Consider the following 18,362-nt stretch of genomic DNA (forward strand, 5'->3'; position numbering starts at 1 on the left):
ATTTCACCTCGGGGGAAGAATTGCACCGATCCGGACAGACCGGTGCGATTTGTGGCGCGGATTAAGCGCGCGCGCAGATTTCGTCGTCGGCGAAGAAGTAGCTTACTTCGCGAGCAGCGGACTCTGCGGAGTCGGAACCGTGTACAGCGTTGGCGTCGATGCTGTCAGCGAAGTCAGCGCGGATGGTGCCAGCAGCAGCTTCTTTAGGGTTGGTAGCACCCATCAGGTCGCGGTTTGCCAGGATAGCGTTCTCGCCTTCCAGAACCTGTACAACAACTGGACCGGAAGTCATGAAGTCAACCAGGTCTTTGAAGAAAGGACGCTCTTTGTGCTCAGCGTAGAAACCTTCAGCTTTTTCGCGGGACAGTTGAACCATCTTCATGGCAACAATGCTCAGGCCAGCTTTCTCAAAACGGCTCTCGATTTCACCGATTACATTCTTGGCTACTGCGTCCGGCTTGATGATAGAAAGGGTACGCTCCAGGGCCATGGTTATCTCCAAATTGATTTTTTGTAACTTAACTTAGGAGCCTCCAAACAACTCTGTAAGCCCCACAGGGCGGGCCTTCACGGCTCGCAGAGGTGTTGCGGGATTGTTCAGAGGCTCCCTACATAAAGAAAGAGCAACCTACTCAGTTGCTCTTCCCTGATATTCCTTTCATACCCACCGGGGGTACTCAATTTTTGATCACCGCATTTCGCGGCCGGCGGATTATACGGGGTATTGATCGACTTTTGTACTCTCTTGCCAATACTGCCCCCGAAGGCCGGTCACTCCTGCTCTTCGATCCAGGCAGCCTGGATCGCTTCGAGGATTTTCTCTCCGCAGCGATCAGGATCGTCATCAAATCCGGGCAGCGCCATCACCCAGTTGCGCAGGTCGACAAAGTTGACCGTCAGAGGGTCCACATCCTCGTGAGCTTCGCTCAACTCTATGGCAATATCGTGAATATCAGTCCACTTCATGATTCGGCTTCCTCAGCGTGCAGGTCAGTGCTTTTCCGACACCTGGTTGATGGTGTACTTGGGAATCTCGACCACCAGGTCTTCATCCTCCACAATCGCCTGACAGGACAGGCGAGACTCCGGCTCCAGGCCCCAGGCTTTATCCAGCAGGTCCTCTTCAAGCTCGTCCGGCTCTTCCAGGGAATCGAAGCCCTCGCGCACAATGACGTGGCAAGTGGTACAAGCACAGGCTTTTTCACAGGCGTGCTCAATTTCAATATCGTTGGCCAGGGCCGCGTCGATCACGCTGACACCGCTCTCCGCTTCCACCACTTTGCCCTCAGGGCACATTTCCGGATGGGGTAAAAATACTATCTTCGGCATGGGGTACTGAACCTCTGTGGTCTCAATCCGACGGGGAGAAAGTAACGACTCCCCGGCCGCCGGCAGCGCAGAGTCTGCGCCTGATCATGGTTATTTATCAAATTCATCCAAGCTGTGGCCCTGCATAGCGCGCTTAATGGAGGCATCCATACGCTTGGCAGCAAAAGGCTCGGACAACTTATTCAAGGCTTCGATACGTCGACGAATTTCCTCTGCGTCGCCGCCGTTATGGGCCAGGCGCAAAGCCTCCATCGCGTGCTCAAGCTCATTTAACTCACCTTCGTCCAGCAGCTGGGCACCGTTCTCACGCAGGGCCACCAACATGCTTTCCAGGGTTCTCTCCGCTTCCACCTGAGCCTCGCGCAGGGCGCGCAGGGCGATATCCTCAGCGGCGTGGGTGTAGGATTCCTGCAGCATTCGCGCAATATCCTTGTCCTCCAACCCATAAGACGGTTTAACCGTAATATCGGCACTGACACCACTGCTTTTTTCCATGGCTGTCACTGATAAAAGACCGTCAGCATCCACCTGGAAAGTCACACGGATATGGGCGGCACCGGCCACCATCGGCGGTATGCCGCGCAATTCAAAGCGCGCCAGTGAGCGACAGTCACTCACCAGCTCCCGCTCGCCCTGCACGACATGGATTGCCATGGCAGTCTGGCCATCTTTAAAAGTGGTGAACTCCTGGGCTTTGGAGACGGGGATGGTCGTGTTGCGATCAATCAGTTTTTCCGCGAGGCCACCCATGGTTTCAATCCCGAGGGAAAGCGGAATAACATCCAACAGCAGCAGTTCTTCGCTGGACTTATTGCCCACCAGTACATCCGCCTGAATCGCGGCGCCGATTGCTACCACTTGGTCGGGGTCAATTTCCGCATGGGGGGGACGACCAAAATAACCCTCAACCCGCTCCCGCACGCGCAAAGTACGAGTGGAGCCACCCACCAAAACTACTTCCTGCACCTCATCGGCACTGATACCGGCATCGCGCAGGGCGCGCTTACAGGCGCGTAGGGTTTTGTCGATCAGGGGGTCCAGCAGTGAAGCCATGGTGTCGCGATCGAGCACGCCTGACCAATCGCCGTATTGCACTTCCACCTGCTCGACACTGGACAGGGATTCTTTCGCAGCACAGGCGCTGTCTAACAGGACTCGCTGGGTCGCGGCGTCGAGATCAGTACCCAATCCCACTTGCTCGGCGATCCAGGAAGCGATAGTGCGATCGAAATCGTCGCCACCGAGAGCGGTATCGCCGCCGGTAGACATGACTTCAAACACACCCCGAGACAGGCGCAGAATAGAGATATCGAAGGTGCCGCCACCGAGGTCATAGACCGCGATCACACCCTCTTCACCTTTATCAAGGCCGTAGGCGACCGCCGCTGCTGTGGGCTCGTTGAGCAGGCGCAGGACTTTCAGGCCCGCCAGTTGGGCGGCGTCTTTGGTCGCTTGGCGCTGGGCATCATCGAAGTAGGCCGGCACAGTGATCACCGCACCATCCAGCTCACCGCCCGCTTTGCCATAGAGCGCTTCGCGGCCGCGCGCGGCCAGTTTTTTCAGGATTTCTGCCGATACCTGCACCGGATTTACCGGTCCGGCTGCAGTTTCAATCGACGGCATACCGCCGCTGCTCTCAGCCAGGCGATAGGGCAACTGCTCACCAAAACTTTTGATATCTGCAACACCTCGCCCCATCAGGCGCTTGATAGAAATCATGGTGTTGTAGGGATCTTCTGCAGCGCACGCGCGGGCTTCAGCGCCCACGGTAATCGCCTCGGCTCCGTAGTGCACCGCTGACGGCAGGATCACTTCACCCTGCTCATCGGCAATGGCCTCTGCCGATCCACTGCGCACGGTCGCTACCAGTGAGTTAGTGGTCCCCAAATCGATACCCACTGCGTGCTTGCGCTGGTGGGGAGCTGGGCTCTGGCCCGGTTCAGAAATCTGCAGTAATGCCATTAGTTATCTCTTCTTTAAGCGGGGCGCGGTACCGTCTGGCCCTCTCAGTCAGTGCTCTCGCAACTAGTCGTTGAAAAGGTCTTCTTCCAGCTCGTCAATTTGCTTCTCAAGCTTGGCCAGGAACTGAAGCTTGCGCAGCGAGCCCTCTGCTGCGCCCAGATCGCCCCCGTCATAAGTTTCGGCAAAGCGCTGTTCCTCACTGGAGATCAGCCCCCGCACCTCAGCACTGAGCTCATCCAGCGCAGCTGCCGGATCGGGCTGCTCGCGCACTTCTTCCAGGCGCTCGCGCAACATCATCTGCTGCATCAGAAATTCAGTATCTTTGGTGGTCTGCTCAGGTGGCACATCTACCCCGGCCAACTTGAGTAGGTAGGCGGCGCGCTGTACCGGGTCGCGCAAAACGGTGTGCGCCTCATTGATCTGAGCCGCCATTTTGATGGCCAACAATTGTTCGCCCTCGGAATGGGAAGCGTATTTATCCGGGTGGAATTCCCGCTGTAACTCCCGGTAGCGGGTCGCCAGGGCACTGCGATCGACCGCGAACGCGGGTTGCAGACCAAAAACTTCGAAATGGTTCAGGTTGGTTGCCATCTGAATATACCTACTGGGGCACAGCCTGGGACGCGGCTGAAGTTGCCGCTTACTGCTGCACGGCCCCCAACTGTCCGAGGAGCCAATAAAAAGGCCGGTATGCGCAGCGCACCCGGCCTTGTGGGGCGAGAGCGAATCAGACGTGGAAACTCTCGCCGCAGCCACACTCATTTTTTACATTGGGATTCGAGAAGGTGAAGCCTTCATTCAGGCCTTCCTTGACGAAATCCAGCTGGGTGCCGTCGAGGTAAACCAGACTCTTGGGGTCCACCACCAACTTGACGCCGTTTTGCTCAAATACCGTATCTTCGGCTTCGAACGAATCGACAAATTCCAGCACATAGGCGAGACCGGAACAGCCGGCCGTTTTGACACCGACACGAATGCCGATTCCCTTGCCTCGCTTGGCCAATTGACTTTGAATGTGGGCCTCAGCGGCCTCGGTCATACTAATAGCCAAAACAACACCTTCGCTATGTTTAGACGCTACATTTGGACGAAAAGTTAACCCGCCGCAGATTCCTTGGCTTCTACAGCGTCATCAGACTCACCGCGCTTTTCACGGATATCGCGAACCGCAGCCTTGATCGCATCTTCAGCGAGAACCGAGCAGTGGATTTTTACCGGCGGCAGCGCCAGCTCCTCTGCAATGGCAGTGTTCTTGATCTGCTCCGCTTCGTCGATCGTCTTGCCTTTCACCCACTCGGTCAGGAGGGAGCTGGAGGCAATGGCGGAACCACAGCCGTAGGTCTTAAACTTGGCGTCTTCGATAACGCCCTCGTCGCTTACCTGAATCTGTAGGCGCATCACGTCACCACAGGCGGGCGCGCCCACCATACCGGTGCCTACATTGTCCGCCTTGTCGTCCATACGTCCAACATTGCGGGGGTGCTCGTAGTGGTCAATTACTTTATCGCTATAGGCCATGACTTTTCTCCTAACTCTTGCGCGCGCTTAGTGAGCGGCCCATTCAATCTTGTTCAGGTCTACGCCGTCTTTGTACATATCCCAAAGCGGTGACAATTCACGTAGTTTCTCCACTGCCTTGCGCACTTCTGCGGCAGCGGTATCGACATCACTCTCGCTGGTAAAACGACCAAAGCTGAAGCGCAGTGAGCTGTGCGCCAGTTCGTCGTTAACACCCAGGGCTCGCAGTACGTAGCTGGGCTCCAGGCTCGCAGAGGTACAGGCGGAACCGGAGGAGATCGCCAGGTCGCGCAGCGACATGATCAGGCTCTCACCTTCTACAAACGCAAAGCTCACGTTCAGGTTGCCCGGAATTCTCTTCTCGGCGGAACCGTTGATATGGACCTCTTCCATATCCTTGATCTGATCCCAGAAACGGTCGCGCAGAGAGCGCAGACGCTCGGCTTCCTGAGCCATTTCTTCTTTGGCAATACCAAAGGCTTCGCCCATACCGACAATCTGGTGAGTCGGCAAGGTACCGGAGCGCATGCCGCGCTCGTGGCCGCCACCGTGCATCTGGGCTTCCAGACGGACGCGGGGCTTGCGGCGTACGTAAAGGGCACCGATACCTTTGGGGCCGTAAATTTTGTGGCCGGAGAAGGACATCAGGTCAACTTTCATTTCCTGAAGGTCGATCGGCAACTTGCCGGCGCTCTGGGCCGCGTCCACATGGAAAATAACTTTGCGCGAGCGACACAGTTCGCCGATTGCAGCGATATCGTTGATCACCCCAATCTCGTTGTTGACGTGCATCAGGCTCACCACAGTGGTGTCCTCACGCATGGCTTCCTCAACCTGCTCCGGATAGACGATGCCGTCTTCACGGGGATTCAGGTAGGTCACTTCAAAACCTTCCCGCTCCAGCTGGCGGCAGGTATCCAAAACCGCTTTGTGCTCAATTTTGGAGGTAATAATGTGCTTGCCGCGACTCTGGTAGAAGTGGGCCGCACCCTTGATACCCAGGTTGTCGGACTCGGTGGCACCGCTGGTCCAGACAATTTCGCGCGGATCGGCGTTGATCAGCTCCGCCACCTGGCGTCGGGCATTCTCCACAGCTTCTTCCGCTTTCCAACCAAACAGGTGGGAGCGGGAGGCCGGATTGCCGAAATTGCCTTCCATCGTCAGCTGCTCTGCCATTTTCTTGGCGACGCGTGGGTCAACCGGACAGGTAGCCGAATAGTCCAGATAGATGGGAAGCTTCATAGTCATACCGTTTCCGCTTAGTAAATCTCTAATATCTGTCTGCTGGCCCGTTTGGGCCCCAATCACAGGCCGCCGAGTACAGCGACCCTCTCTTCCGGCGCCTCGCGCATATCTTGCCGACGCGCAACTTCCTGCACCTCAGCTCGGGAAACCAGGTTGGCCAAGCTGATACTGCTGAGGAAGCTATGAATCTGATCACTCAAGTCTGACCAGAGGTAGTGGGTCAGGCACTGTTCGCCATTGGCGCAATCCGCATTGCCGCCGCAGCTGGTGGCATCTACAGACTCATTGACCGCATCAATGATCTGCGCCACAAAAATCTCTTCACCATCCCGCGCCAGGCGATAGCCACCGCCGGGCCCGCGCACACTGGACACCAGCCCAGAATGCCGCAACCGGGAGAACAGCTGCTCCAGGTAGGACAGCGATATACCCTGGCGCTTGGATATGTCTGCCAGACTGATCGGTCCGCGATCAGCGTGCAACGCCAGGTCCAGCATGGCAGTCACCGCGTAGCGGCCTTTGGTTGTCAAACGCATATCAGCTCCCAACTGATGTACAGCCCTTTTCCGATCGGGGCGCGAGTATGGAATAACCCACTACTGTAGTCAAGTATATAACCCAGCGGGACACTCGGGTACTCAACTAGTCGGGTCGCCCCTTACCACCAGAGCGATGAATGTAATTCTGGATTGAGGTCAACATACCGCGCAGGATACCCAGCTCCATATCATCGGGGCGCACCCGACTATACAGTCGGCGCAGGCGGGTCATTGTCTGACGGGGGTTATCCGGGTCAATAAAGCCCAGCTCGCCCAGCGCCTGTTGCAGGTGATCGAAATACAGCTCCATATCGCTGGCCTTGGCCGGTGGACGATCCCAATCGGTGTAATTCAAAGGCTCACCCTTTTCCGCTTCCAGGGCCGCCATACGCACTTCGTAGGCAAGTACCTGAACAGCAGTCGCCAGGTTAAGGGAGCTGTATTCCGGGTTGGCAGGAATATGCACATGGTAGTTACAGGCCTGTAACTCTTCGTTGGTAAGCCCTCGATCCTCGCGGCCAAACACCAAAGCAACCGGATGAGACGCGGCCTCGGCGACGGTACGCTCTCCACACTGGCGCGGGGTCAGCAGGGGCCAAGGGATTCGGCGCTCGCGAGCGCTGGTGGCCACAACAAGACCACAATCAGCCACGGCTTCTTCCAGGGTATCCACCACAACGGCGCTATCGAGCAGCTCAGCTGCCCCGGCTGCACGCCAAACAGCATTGGCTGCAGGAAATTCCCGAGGCGCTACCAAGTACAGCTGACTCAGGCCCATATTCTTGAGCGCGCGCGCCGCACCACCAATATTTCCGGGGTGTGCGCTGTTAACCAGAACCACGCGCACATTGTCGAGCGCGGCAAGTGGAGTCGTGTCTAAAGGTGACTTGGCCATACTGAAAGTAATAAATCGGTGTCATGGGGGCGCGCGAGTGTAGCAAAAACCAATCGGAATCCCTACAATCGCGTCCGTCGCAGTTAACCTGCGGCCTGCTTTTTAACCCCTTTAACCACTTTGTGCGGAATAGTTATGGAACCCATGCTAAATATTGCCCTGCGCGCGGCGCGTAAGGCAGGAGAACTGATCGAACGGGCCTGGGAGCGCGGCGACCTGATGAAATTCGAAGAAAAGACGCGCAACGATTTCGTTACTGAAGTGGATAAGGCCAGCGAACAGGAGATTATCTATCACCTGCGCAAGGCCTACCCCAAGCACAGCATCCGCGCTGAAGAAAGCGGCCTGCAAGAGGGCGCTGAGCCCGATTACGAGTGGATTATCGACCCTCTCGATGGCACCACCAATTTTATCCACGGAGTCCCACAGTTCGCTGTTTCTATCGCCTGTCGCTATCGCGGCCGCATTGAGCACGCAGTCGTACTGGACCCCATCAAACGCGAAGAATTTACCGCAAGTCGCGGTCGCGGCGCTGCCCTGAATGGCCGCCGTATCCGCGTCTCTTCACGCCAGGGCATGCGCGGCTCTCTGATTGGCACCGGCATTCCCTTCAACGGCCTGCCGCTGGATAACATCGACGCCTACCTGGCCGCCCTAAAAGATATCGCTGGGCAAACTGCGGGAATCCGCCGCCCTGGCGCCGCAGCGCTGGATCTTGCCTATGTTGCTGCCGGGCGATTCGACGGCTTCTGGGAAATGTACCTGAACACCTGGGATATCGCAGCGGGCTCCCTGTTGGTCAAAGAAGCCGGCGGCCTGATCAGCGATTTCCGCGGTGGTGAAGATTACCTGGACTCCGGCCACCTGGTCTGCGCCACTCCGAAAGTATTTAAGCCCCTGGTGAAAATCGTGGGCAAACATATGGGGCACATACGCTAAAAGCCTGAACGGCACTCCGGCAAATAAGATGCCGGGGTGCTGATTCCAAGAGCCCAGCTCACCTCTTCCCCGTCAAACACTCCACCAAAACTCGCGCAAGCTGCGGTCGATCAAAGTTATCCGGCAAAGCGGTTGTCACCCCCGAGGAAGCCTCTCCTCCCATAACCACCAAACAGGTTTTTTGAGTGACTTGATCCTGCTTGAGGATACTTACCAAATCCCCAACCGACATTCCCGGTAAGGTATTGTGAAACAACACTACATCCGGTGCTTGGGTACGCGCCATAAATATGGCCTCAACAACATCTGCGGCCACAGAAAGCTGTACTTGCGGCGCCCCCTGCAAAAGTTTTTCCACCCGAGCCACACTTTCAGGACGGTTATCCACTAGCAGCAATCTACAGTCGGGTAATGTTGACGGGGCATCAACAGAATTTGCAAATGACAGGAAAGACTCCGCTGCATCGACCATTGGGAATTCAACCCAAAATACTGAGCCCTGCCCTTCCTGACTGTCAAAATCGATCCGCCCCCCCATCGCCTCCGCCAGACGCTTGGCAATTGCAAGACCGACACCCGTACCCTCGATATGCCCTTTTTCCTCCCCCAGACGATTAAAGGGCTCAAAAACTTCTTTGCGTCTCTCTGCTGCAATCCCCTTGCCGGTATCCAAAATATTCAGTCTCAACCAGCCATCGGCCTGCGGCGTAAAATTAATAATGACACGGCCATTTTCACGATTGTATTTCACCGCGTTGCCCGCCAGGTTCAATACAACTTGCTTATAGCGCACTGGGTCCGCACAAATATAAGCGGACTCCCAGCCGAGAGGCTCAAACATCAAACTTACGCGACGGGTTTCAGCCAGGGGCTCGAGCAAACGTTTACATTCTGCAACCAAATCGGCCGGACGAATTAATTCCATCGAGGGGCCCAAACGCCTACTGTCGATTCTGGCCAGCTCCAATACATCGCCGACCAAATGCAATAAATGCTGCCCCGCGCGACGAATTTCTGATAAGCGCTGACGCTGGTCTGCGTTGAGACTCTGATCTAATTCGACAATTTGGCTGTAACCTAAAATTGCATTAAGTGGCGTGCGTAATTCATGGCTCAGGCTAAATAATAAATCTGCCCGATGCGCATTTTCCTCCCGCTGCAACTCCAGCTCCCGCTCCATTTGCGAAAGTCTTTCCCGGCTGCGGCTGACGTCTTGTAAAACTCCCAACACCCGCACGGGCTGACCGCGACTATTTAATTGGGCCTTGCCGCGGCAGCGAACCCAAACCACACTGCTATCCGAACGCCAGATGCGAAATTCCACATCGAGCGGTAACCCCTCGCGCACATGATCCCGCATGGACTGCTCAACCCGAGGGAAGTCCTCCGCTAAAATTCGAGCCTTCCACTGCTCCGCGGCTGAAATACCGATACTGCGTATCGGGCTCACTTCGTAACCCAGAATCCCCCAGCAGGCATCATCAAGCACCATTTCATCTGCGCGTAGATCCCACTCCCATAAACCATCGCCAACTCCAGACAGTGTTTGTAAGGGGCGCTCGCCAGGCAGGTTGGATAGGTAGCGCTGGGCCAAAGTTTCAGTGAAGTCAGCGCAACTTCCAATCACAACAAATCCACTGTCATCCTCGAGGTTTATTGCGCGTCCCCGCAATCGTAACCAGCGCAACTGACCGAGACTGTCGTAGGCCCGAAAAGTAGTATCGAAGTGTCCACCTTTGTTAGTAAGACGACGCCGCACAGTGATAATTCGATCCCGCTCATCAGAGTGAACAGAACGCAATTCATCACCCGTCCACAGGGAAGTCAAAGAGAGTTCTGCAGTTTCTGCAAACAGGAGCCAAATTTCACCCTGAGCACGCTGGGCACCGGAATCCGGATGCCACTCCCACAACCCGCAATCTGAATCTAAAAACAAATCTTGCAAACAAGCGGTATGACGAGGCAGGCGAGATGCATCCAAAGAAGATAGCTCATCGCTGGTTGCCAACTGGAACACTGCGCTGGACGGATTTGGGGTTAGTGACTCTGACACACAGGGCTCGACTATCGAAATTAGCTCATTAATTACCTGGCTCATGCATCCTTGCCATAAAAGAGAGCCTCTCTCCCGGGGCCGTCAAATTTGGGAACGCCTTGGGAGACCCTAAACTAAAGCATTATGAGCTTTGCGCAAAGTGCGGGCAAAAAAAAGGCCCCGCAATGCGGGGCCGTAATCAGCGATGATGAGAGAAAACGGGAAGTCACCCAGTGTTAATGGTTTGCCATAACCCTAAGAAACTCTCCCGAAATGCGGGTCCTTTGCCCCGCACATTTACCAATGCAACCCTTATGCCAACTTTTAAGACAGCGTTTTTTAAGGCCTTAGCTTTCATACTCCAGCGCTTCTGTGGAATAGCGAACCAATGCGATCCTTCAGGCAGCCAAAATGCACCAAAACAATGCATTCAAGTGAAAAGCTACGAAGAAAAAGTAAAATCTGGCCAAAAGAAATACTTCCACCCCTCTCTCAAAATAGTCATAGGCAATCCTCAATAAAGGGGGCCTGCTATGAATGCAACTCCTCTAAGTTCCAGCAATCAGCGAAAACGTTTTTGGATTCCCACAATTTTATTTGCCAGCACAGGCTTGTTAGCACTTACCGCAGTACCGATTTATGGATTTGTCTACGGGTACCACTGGTATCAATGGCTTGCATTTGCCATTTTTGGTGCACTTTGCAGCTTTTCTATAGCAGCAGGAAATCACAGGTTGTGGTCACACAAAAGCTACGAAGCCCACTGCTCAATTCGACTTTTATTTATTTTATTCAGTGCGGCAGCCATGCAAAACACCACTTTAAATTGGTGCGCAAGCCATAGATACCATCATCAATTTATCGACGATAACAATCGAGCCCCCTATTCAGCAGGGCGCGGCTTCTGGTTCTCCCATATGGACTGGATGATGCACGAATATCCCAGCAGTTATCTCGATTACAAAAATGTTAAGGATCTTCAAAGGGACAAGTTGGTAATGTGGCAACACAATAACTATGTTCCCATCATTATCGCCATGAACCTTGGCCTACCTATAATCTTGGGGATCATTACTGGAGACGTTCTCGGTATGGTTTTGCTGGCCGGAGTATTGCGCCTTGTGGTTAATCATCACACGACTTTTATGATTAACTCATTTGGGCATTTATGGGGCCGGCGCCCCTATAAGGGATCAATCAGCGCAAGAGATAACGCTTTCCTCAACCTATTTGTATTTGGCGAGGGTTATCACAATTATCACCACACCTTTCAGATAGATTATCGAAGTGGTATTCGCTGGTTCCAGTATGACCCTACCAAATGGTTGATCAAATCATTGAGCCTTGTTGGACTCACCTATAATTTAAGGATTGCGCCACCTATTCAGATCCAAAAAGTAAAGGTAGAGCAGCTTTTCAAACAAGCCAGGGAGAAAATTGAAAAGATTAAAGATAAAGAGAGCTGGCAAGAGATTCTGGAAAGTGAGACTCGTGGATTCGCCAAGTTATTGAAGAACTGGAAATCCCTTCAATTTTTACGCCATGGAGAAAAACATGGTCAGCCACCCAGCGAGTGGGAACTCACTTCGATCCAAACGAAAATCCAAGAACTTGAATATGGACTCAAAATGCAAGGAAAGCGGCTAAAAACTCTAATTGAAAAAATTCGACCAATCGAAGGGGCGACCACCCCCTAACCAGGCAATAAGTATTGCTTTGCAAGATAATAAAATCGATAAACTATTAGCGGACTTTCCTAGTCGCTGGCAAATTTGCGCATGGAAAATGCCACCCGTTCATCCACATTTTTCCTGAACATTTCTTCATCAAATTTTTCGATAAAGCCCAAGCGCTCGCGCAAGCCAACACCATTGGCGATTTGGATTGCCAATCCCGGGCGCGCATTAGCCTCCAATAAGAGGGGGCCACGTTCACGATCCAGGACAATGTCACAGCCTAAATAACCCAGCCCAGTCATTTCGTAACAGCTTGCCGCCAAGCGGACCAACTCGTACCAACCTGGTACCTGCAATGCATCGAAAGGCACTTCAGTATCCGGGTGCTGGTCAATTCGCAACCCGCGCATTACCGCATGACAACTTTTGCCCGTGGCCAGGTCAATACCAACACCTACAGCGCCCTGGTGCAAATTGGCTTTACCATCTGAGGCGTGGGTTGAGCAGCGCAGCATGGCCATCACCGGATAACCGCGAAAAACAATAACCCGCACATCAGGCACACCCTCAACAGAGTAGCGATCGAAGACCGGGTCAAAGTCCACCAGGGCCTCCACCATCACCCTGTCGGGTTTGCCACCGAGACTGTAGAGGCCGCTGTGAATATTGCTCACGTGCCGCAAGATATCCAGCGCATCAATTTCAGCACCGGATATCTTTTTATATTTGTCACCATTGCGACCGGCAATAACGAGAATACCTTTACCACCCGAGCCCCGTGCCGGCTTGATTACAAACTGCCATAGAGGGTCAATCACCTCCATAACTCGCTTGCGGCTGGCAGGGCTTTCAAATGCCTCGATCAACTCGGGCACAGGAATTCCCGCTTTTTTAGCCGCGCGCTTAGTGTTTAGCTTGTCGTCGACGATGGGATATTTTTTGCGGTCGTTATAGCGCGCAATATAGTCAATATTACGCGCGTTCATCCCCAACACCCCCATGCGGCGCAGGGTCAGCGGAGATACCACTCCGCCGCGAACTTTATTGAAGATATGCTTAACTGAAAATTGCAGCATAACGCCCCCTAGCGAACCAGCGGACGGAAACGCATCAACTCACTGAGTCGATATCCGGTGTAGTTGCCCACCACCAGAATAAAGGCCAGCAATACCAACAGTAACTCGGGGAAGTTGAACGTCCAATGCTCAATATAGCGGTTGGTCATTACCCACCAAGCCAGTATCGCCACTAACAAACTGCCCCCGGACTGCACCACCACTTCGTAGGGGCCATCCTCCTCCCACACAATCGACATACGCTCGATAGTCCAGGCAAGGATAATCATCGGGAAGAATGTCACTGTGAGAGCCTGCTCAATGCCCAGCTTATAGCTGACCACACTGATTGCCCCCATTATTATCACCACCGTCACCACGACGGCGGCGATCCTCGACACCAATAGCAAATTGAGCCTACTGAGATAGAACCTCACCCAAAGGCCGAGGATCAGGATCAAAGTAAAAATGGCTAAACCGGTAATCAGCTGGGTTTCGATAAAGGCAATTGCCAGAAGTACCGGCATAAAGGTACCGGAGGTGCGCAGGCCCACAAATACACGCAGCAGCACCACCACCAGGGCCCCCACAGGCACCAGCAGGATCAGCTTGAAAATACTCTGCTGCTCAATGGGCAAACTGTAGATCGAGAAATCCACCAGCGCATCTTTCTCATCCTTGGTGCTGCGCATAGAGACATCGCGAGCTGGGACATCATTGGCAATCACAGAGAAGGTCACTTGGGAGTTACGACCGCCCTCAAGATCCAAAAGACTCTTGCCACCGCGCTGCCAAATAAAGAAATTTTCCGGCACACCAGGCTGGCCACTGCTGGGTTCAAACACGATCCAACGCTTGCCATCATAGACCTCAAGCAGATCTTCTGGAGATAGTCGACGTCGATCATCCTCCAGGTAGAGGCCGCGAATACGGTGGGCGGGGATATCGGCTGTCGCCAGTACAAGCAAAGCGACATCTACAAAAGAGCGGTCGGCGTAATGGCGGAAGATCAGGTTGCGATCCTGATTTTCATCGTCATTCAGTTCGAATAGTAACTGGGTAGTTAGAGATTCCACATCGGAAGAGCGCTCACGGGCCTGTTCAACCAGGGAGTAAATCGCCAAGCGTACCGCTTCTTGCTCACGGGCCCCCAGGAAGGGTTTTTGTATCTCAGTGCTCAGATCCAGAGGCTGCGCCAGCGCAGCACCGGGACGCTGGTAGACATCCAGCTGATAGAAGAGAGATTGGGGGCCTCTTGCGGCCCGGCGAGACCAAATGGCCCGATAGGCATCATCTTCTCTCGCGATATAGAAACCAAAACCGGAGGAACTGAAGGTCTCCCCCAGTATTTCCATATTGCGCTGTTCGCGCGGGAGGGTCAGTGCGGCCTTTACCGGACCGCCATCGGCATCGAAACCCACTTTTGCTTCGATAGTCCACACGGTGCGGTACTCACCCGGCAACAGCGGAAAACCCAACTCAAGGTTTTTATAGGCGGTCAGGCCTGCTCCTACCAATGCGAGTAACGCCGCAATTACATAAACTTGGACACGCGGCGACATTCGCCATTCCCCGTAACTCTGAGGTCCCAATTAGGAACCCAATTGGATAACTGGCCTATTTAACCCCGTCTATTTGGGGTTGGCCCTGGACATTGCGCCGGCTCACATCGACAACAGCGGCATCTTTGAGGAAGTTGCGTCCCAGCAGCATCAATAAATCAGAGCCGCCCTCATCGGTCAGGTTAACTTCGACTTGGTGGGTTATACGCCCAACGGTCAGGTTAAGCTCCACTACCGGCCTGCGCTGATTATCAAAGCCCAGGCGCTCCACTCGAACATGGCGTTTTATCGGCAGCTCTACCGAAACCGGGTCCATTTTGCTCGACTGAACAATCTGGAACCTGATCCAGTCCCTGCCATCCCGCTCGAACGGAGTCAGCTTCCTGACCCGCAGTGTGGAGGTTGGTGAACCTGTATCGACAACGGATTCCAGGATCAGGCCGGGAGGCTCTATGGCCACTTCTTCTACCGATCCCAAAACCAACTTATCTTTGGCAACGGGCACTTCGACTACTTTTTCTACAGTTCGTTCGATTACCCGCTCAACAACCTTCACTTCCGGTTCCGCACAAATCACTTCCGCAGGCTCTGGGCACTGCATCGCAGAATCTGGTGATTCTACCGGTGGTGCATCTTCCGCTGGTTGAGCGGCCCTGTCCCGCCCCGGATACATCAGTGACTCACAACCGGCGAGCACCGAAAGCGTCAACATTAACCACAGAAGGAAAAATCTCTGCATACCGACCAATTACCTCAAGCCCCATTAGCAATGCCATTCGGACCGCTACAAACGCGCGGTGTTCGCTTATCTGACGGAGAAATTGCTCCCCGCCTCAGGCAAAAGGTCGATATTAGCTCATGAGCGCGGCCACTGCACAGCGATGTCCGCCGAGTCGCGGGACTCAACACTAACAATGTGACATGCCGCCCAGAGTGATTGGGAGCACCGGGCTCAGGGAATCAGAAGCCGGTTAGCCCTGCTGCAGGCGCTGATCGATAGTCTCCAAAATAGCCAGCAATGCCGCAGCATCATCCCGCCCCTTGAAGAACTCCTCGGCAACCGGAGCAATACCACACTGGCCCGGTAGGGGCATCTCCCCTTCAATCAGGACCTGCATACGCGGCAAAAAAATAAATTGAAGCCACTGGGGCAAGGTCAAAGTATCCACACAAAATGGCTCAGTGCTGGCCAGGGCTTCTGCGGGTGGCGCATTATCCTGCCAAACCTGCAGGCCGCGCAGTTCGGATTCAAGGAACAGGAGCTGATCAGCGATTTCAGAATAAATAGGTTGCATAACTCATAGAACCTTCACATTTACAGCCGTGATAATACGCAATAGCCACCTGCCCAATCTGAGTAACAGCGCAAATACGACTAAAGATTTTCTAAATTTTTCGATTAAAGGGCGGCAGTGAATTGAGTATTGCCTGACCATAGCGACGGGTAACCACCCGGCGATCCAGCAAAGTGACTGTGCCGCTGTCCCCTTCTGCCCGCAGTAAGCGCCCGCAGGCCTGCACCAATTTTAGGGCTGCATCCGGCACTGTGATTTGCATAAACGGATTGCCGCCCTTAGCTTCAATCCACTCCGCCAGCGCTGCCTCAATCGGGTCATCGGGCACCGCGAAAGGCAGTTTCGCAATAACGACGTGGCGGCAGTAATCCCCTGGCAGGTCCAACCCCTCGGCAAAACTCGCAAGCCCGAACAGGATACTGCTGCCGCCGCCATCGATAATCTCACGGTGGCTATCCAGCAACTGCTGGCGGGATTGCTGCCCCTGCATCAGGATTCGGTTGCGCCAGGTACCAGGGAGCGCCTCGTAAACCGTCTCCATCTGGCGCCGGGAGGAAAACAGTACCAGAGCGCCACCCTCCCCTTTCAGCAGGTCTGGCAACGCATCGATAATGGCGTCTGTGTGTTGCTCTGCATTGCCCGCATCCACAGCTTCCGGGGGCACTTGCAGTGTTGCACGGGAAAAGTCGAAAGGACTCGGCACCACCTGATAACTGGCATTGTCCGGAGTACCGGCACGCATTTGCAAACGATCAAATTTCCCCAAAGCTGTGAGTGTGGCCGAAGTCAGTACCGCGCCGTAACAGCGGCGCCACAAGCTGTACTCCAGGGTTTTGCCTGCAAGTATCGGTGAGCTGCAAACCTCAAAATCTGTGGAGCCGCCCCAGTCCACCAGGGTGACCCAGCGCGCCTGGGGCAATGCGCCATCAGCATCGGCACGGGCGTAATTCGCCCACAACAGAAGGTTGGCCTCAGCGCGCCCATGCCAACTGCCCAACTGGGGGTACCAGCGCTCCAGATCTGCCAGGGGTACCGGCGAGTGGCCGTCCTCCATCATGCGTTGGGCGGTCTGCAACATCTTGCTGAGCAGGCTTTCCAACTCATCAAAGTCTTCCCGCAGCTTTTCCGCCAGCTGCGACATGGAATCGGGGATTACCCCACCTTCAAAGCGATGGCGGATGGTATTGCCCCGCTCATCTTCAAATTCACACAGCTCTTCAATCAGCGGCCACATCTGCTCCAACCCCTGCTTGGCAGAGGTGAGAACCGCCGGCAGCTGCTCGCCGCAGCGGTCGATCTGGGCGCCGTCACCAATCTCACCCAGCATCTGCCCCAGGGCCTTATTGGTTTGATCCAACCAACCGGTGGAAGCCCCTACGCGACTGTGGTGAGAGAAATGATTGAGAGCCTTTTCCGGTAGATGGTGGGCTTCATCAAGTACATAGATAGTCTCTTCCGGGGGCGGAAGAATCGCGCCACCACCCAGGGCCAGGTCCGCCAGCAACAGGTCGTGGTTAGCAACGATCACCTGTGTCTTGCCCAAGCTCTCTCGCGCTCGGAAGAAGCTGCAATTGGTGACATGGGGGCAGCGGCGGCCACTGCACTGGCGATGGTCAGTGGTAACCCGACTCCAATCATCCGTCTCGATCGTATCCGGCCAGTTATCCCGATCGCCATCCCAGGTACCCGATGTCAGGCTATCCGTCATCTTCTGGTAGAGAGCGACACTCTCCGCTTCCACCTGCGGGAGTTCATCTTCATAGAGACCAAGGGAAAGGCCGGTGCCGGAGGTAGAAAAGCTGGACAAGAGTTGATCCAACTTGGATAGGCAGAGATAGCGACCACGGCCCTTCGCCAGGGCAAACTCAAATTTGAGCCCGCTGTGACGAGCAACTTCTGGCAGGTCCTTGTGGATAATCTGTTCCTGCAGGGCCACCGTGGCGGTGGATATCACCAGGGTCTTGTCCTGGGCTTGGGCCAGGGGAATAGAGGCGAGAAGGTAAGCAACGGTTTTACCGGTGCCCGTACCCGCTTCAACTACACAGATATGCTCACCATCAGTCTTGTCGCTATCGCGCTCACCACTGGCATTCTGGGTGATGGAACCCAGTGAGCGGGCAATGGCGGCTACCATCAGCTTCTGCCCATAGCGGGCTTTCAGCCCTCGACCGGACAGGAATTGGCTATAGGCGCCCTGAATGGCGCTTTTGTGTTTTTCGTTGAGCACGGGGGTGAGGTCTATTCGCTAAGTGGCTGGCGCAGGGGGCGCTATTATCCACTAAGCGCCCTCTCCCCACCAGCTTCTGAACTCA

At 54.6% G+C, this 18,362-nt stretch carries 18 protein-coding genes; 2 read left to right on the plus strand and 16 right to left on the minus strand.

All coding sequences use genetic code 11. The features are described 5' to 3' along the window. Positions 1-61: 61 nt before the first annotated feature. The 10 genes from ndk to trmJ form a co-directional block, all read right to left on the minus strand. The gene (ndk, locus tag ACJJI6_RS12355; RefSeq protein WP_108731991.1) at positions 62-490 is read right to left on the minus strand and encodes a nucleoside-diphosphate kinase; all 429 of its coding nucleotides are present in this window, start codon (positions 488-490) and stop codon (positions 62-64) included. A gap of 281 nt (positions 491-771) precedes the next feature. After that, positions 772-966, minus strand: coding sequence for a Fe-S cluster assembly protein IscX (gene iscX, locus ACJJI6_RS12360; protein WP_282934076.1), 195 nt, complete (start codon positions 964-966; stop codon positions 772-774). Between the two features lie 24 nt (positions 967-990). Then, positions 991-1,329, minus strand: coding sequence for an ISC system 2Fe-2S type ferredoxin (fdx, locus tag ACJJI6_RS12365; protein ID WP_108731989.1), 339 nt, complete (start codon positions 1,327-1,329; stop codon positions 991-993). Between the two features lie 90 nt (positions 1,330-1,419). Next, on the minus strand, positions 1,420-3,291 hold the full coding sequence (gene hscA / locus ACJJI6_RS12370) for a Fe-S protein assembly chaperone HscA (protein ID WP_444895048.1): 1,872 nt from the start codon (positions 3,289-3,291) through the stop codon (positions 1,420-1,422). Between the two features lie 63 nt (positions 3,292-3,354). Next, on the minus strand, positions 3,355-3,882 hold the full coding sequence (gene hscB, locus ACJJI6_RS12375; RefSeq protein WP_444926852.1) for a co-chaperone HscB: 528 nt from the start codon (positions 3,880-3,882) through the stop codon (positions 3,355-3,357). 136 nt (positions 3,883-4,018) lie between these two features. Continuing rightward, positions 4,019-4,330 (minus strand): iron-sulfur cluster assembly protein IscA, encoded by a 312-nt coding sequence (iscA, locus tag ACJJI6_RS12380; protein ID WP_444895049.1) that lies wholly within the window; start codon positions 4,328-4,330, stop codon positions 4,019-4,021. 56 nt (positions 4,331-4,386) lie between these two features. Then, on the minus strand, positions 4,387-4,809 hold the full coding sequence (gene iscU, locus ACJJI6_RS12385) for a Fe-S cluster assembly scaffold IscU (protein WP_108731985.1): 423 nt from the start codon (positions 4,807-4,809) through the stop codon (positions 4,387-4,389). Between the two features lie 27 nt (positions 4,810-4,836). Then, positions 4,837-6,051 (minus strand): IscS subfamily cysteine desulfurase, encoded by a 1,215-nt coding sequence (locus ACJJI6_RS12390; RefSeq protein WP_444894792.1) that lies wholly within the window; start codon positions 6,049-6,051, stop codon positions 4,837-4,839. 62 nt (positions 6,052-6,113) lie between these two features. Continuing rightward, complete coding sequence (gene iscR / locus ACJJI6_RS12395) at positions 6,114-6,590, minus strand: Fe-S cluster assembly transcriptional regulator IscR (RefSeq protein WP_282934079.1); 477 nt, start codon at positions 6,588-6,590, stop codon at positions 6,114-6,116. Between the two features lie 106 nt (positions 6,591-6,696). Further along, positions 6,697-7,488: a tRNA (cytosine(32)/uridine(32)-2'-O)-methyltransferase TrmJ gene (gene trmJ, locus ACJJI6_RS12400; RefSeq protein WP_475708656.1), complete on the minus strand. Its 792-nt coding sequence runs from the start codon at positions 7,486-7,488 to the stop codon at positions 6,697-6,699. Between the two features lie 135 nt (positions 7,489-7,623). Here trmJ and ACJJI6_RS12405 point away from each other — a divergent pair, with 135 nt between their 5' ends. Continuing rightward, the gene (locus ACJJI6_RS12405) at positions 7,624-8,427 is read left to right on the plus strand and encodes an inositol monophosphatase family protein (RefSeq protein WP_282934081.1); all 804 of its coding nucleotides are present in this window, start codon (positions 7,624-7,626) and stop codon (positions 8,425-8,427) included. 58 nt (positions 8,428-8,485) lie between these two features. Here the strand turns inward: ACJJI6_RS12405 and ACJJI6_RS12410 are convergent, their stop codons facing one another. After that, entirely contained in the window at positions 8,486-10,525 is a 2,040-nt protein-coding gene (locus tag ACJJI6_RS12410) for an ATP-binding protein (RefSeq protein WP_475708657.1), read from the minus strand. 470 nt (positions 10,526-10,995) lie between these two features. Here ACJJI6_RS12410 and ACJJI6_RS12415 point away from each other — a divergent pair, with 470 nt between their 5' ends. Beyond that, complete coding sequence (locus ACJJI6_RS12415; protein WP_475710650.1) at positions 10,996-12,159, plus strand: acyl-CoA desaturase; 1,164 nt, start codon at positions 10,996-10,998, stop codon at positions 12,157-12,159. Positions 12,160-12,218: 59 nt separating this feature from the next. Here the strand turns inward: ACJJI6_RS12415 and ACJJI6_RS12420 are convergent, their stop codons facing one another. The 5 genes from ACJJI6_RS12420 to dinG form a co-directional block, all read right to left on the minus strand. Then, complete coding sequence (locus ACJJI6_RS12420; RefSeq protein WP_444892899.1) at positions 12,219-13,214, minus strand: alpha-L-glutamate ligase-like protein; 996 nt, start codon at positions 13,212-13,214, stop codon at positions 12,219-12,221. Between the two features lie 8 nt (positions 13,215-13,222). Beyond that, the gene (locus ACJJI6_RS12425) at positions 13,223-14,755 is read right to left on the minus strand and encodes an inactive transglutaminase family protein (RefSeq protein WP_108731979.1); all 1,533 of its coding nucleotides are present in this window, start codon (positions 14,753-14,755) and stop codon (positions 13,223-13,225) included. Between the two features lie 55 nt (positions 14,756-14,810). After that, entirely contained in the window at positions 14,811-15,494 is a 684-nt protein-coding gene (locus ACJJI6_RS12430) for an ATP-dependent zinc protease family protein (protein WP_475710653.1), read from the minus strand. 232 nt (positions 15,495-15,726) lie between these two features. Next, the gene (locus tag ACJJI6_RS12435) at positions 15,727-16,050 is read right to left on the minus strand and encodes a YqcC family protein (RefSeq protein WP_475710654.1); all 324 of its coding nucleotides are present in this window, start codon (positions 16,048-16,050) and stop codon (positions 15,727-15,729) included. 91 nt (positions 16,051-16,141) lie between these two features. Next, positions 16,142-18,277 (minus strand): ATP-dependent DNA helicase DinG, encoded by a 2,136-nt coding sequence (dinG, locus tag ACJJI6_RS12440; protein ID WP_444926845.1) that lies wholly within the window; start codon positions 18,275-18,277, stop codon positions 16,142-16,144. Between the last annotated feature and the right edge of the window lie 85 nt (positions 18,278-18,362).

This window comes from Microbulbifer maximicatervae (SeqCode) (assembly GCF_056232625.1).

Coding starts and splice junctions, on each gene's coding strand:
- iscR (WP_282934079.1), bottom strand. CDS start 6,590: ATGCGTTTGACAACCAAAGGCCGCTACGCGGTGACTGCCATGCTGGAC.
- trmJ (WP_475708656.1), bottom strand. CDS start 7,488: ATGGCCAAGTCACCTTTAGACACGACTCCACTTGCCGCGCTCGACAAT.
- ACJJI6_RS12410 (WP_475708657.1), bottom strand. CDS start 10,525: ATGAGCCAGGTAATTAATGAGCTAATTTCGATAGTCGAGCCCTGTGTG.
- iscA (WP_444895049.1), bottom strand. CDS start 4,330: ATGACCGAGGCCGCTGAGGCCCACATTCAAAGTCAATTGGCCAAGCGA.
- ndk (WP_108731991.1), bottom strand. CDS start 490: ATGGCCCTGGAGCGTACCCTTTCTATCATCAAGCCGGACGCAGTAGCC.
- ACJJI6_RS12415 (WP_475710650.1), top strand. CDS start 10,996: ATGAATGCAACTCCTCTAAGTTCCAGCAATCAGCGAAAACGTTTTTGG.
- ACJJI6_RS12390 (WP_444894792.1), bottom strand. CDS start 6,051: ATGAAGCTTCCCATCTATCTGGACTATTCGGCTACCTGTCCGGTTGAC.
- fdx (WP_108731989.1), bottom strand. CDS start 1,329: ATGCCGAAGATAGTATTTTTACCCCATCCGGAAATGTGCCCTGAGGGC.
- hscA (WP_444895048.1), bottom strand. CDS start 3,291: ATGGCATTACTGCAGATTTCTGAACCGGGCCAGAGCCCAGCTCCCCAC.
- ACJJI6_RS12435 (WP_475710654.1), bottom strand. CDS start 16,050: ATGCAACCTATTTATTCTGAAATCGCTGATCAGCTCCTGTTCCTTGAA.
- ACJJI6_RS12430 (WP_475710653.1), bottom strand. CDS start 15,494: ATGCAGAGATTTTTCCTTCTGTGGTTAATGTTGACGCTTTCGGTGCTC.
- iscU (WP_108731985.1), bottom strand. CDS start 4,809: ATGGCCTATAGCGATAAAGTAATTGACCACTACGAGCACCCCCGCAAT.
- ACJJI6_RS12425 (WP_108731979.1), bottom strand. CDS start 14,755: ATGTCGCCGCGTGTCCAAGTTTATGTAATTGCGGCGTTACTCGCATTG.
- iscX (WP_282934076.1), bottom strand. CDS start 966: ATGAAGTGGACTGATATTCACGATATTGCCATAGAGTTGAGCGAAGCT.
- ACJJI6_RS12420 (WP_444892899.1), bottom strand. CDS start 13,214: ATGCTGCAATTTTCAGTTAAGCATATCTTCAATAAAGTTCGCGGCGGA.
- hscB (WP_444926852.1), bottom strand. CDS start 3,882: ATGGCAACCAACCTGAACCATTTCGAAGTTTTTGGTCTGCAACCCGCG.
- ACJJI6_RS12405 (WP_282934081.1), top strand. CDS start 7,624: ATGGAACCCATGCTAAATATTGCCCTGCGCGCGGCGCGTAAGGCAGGA.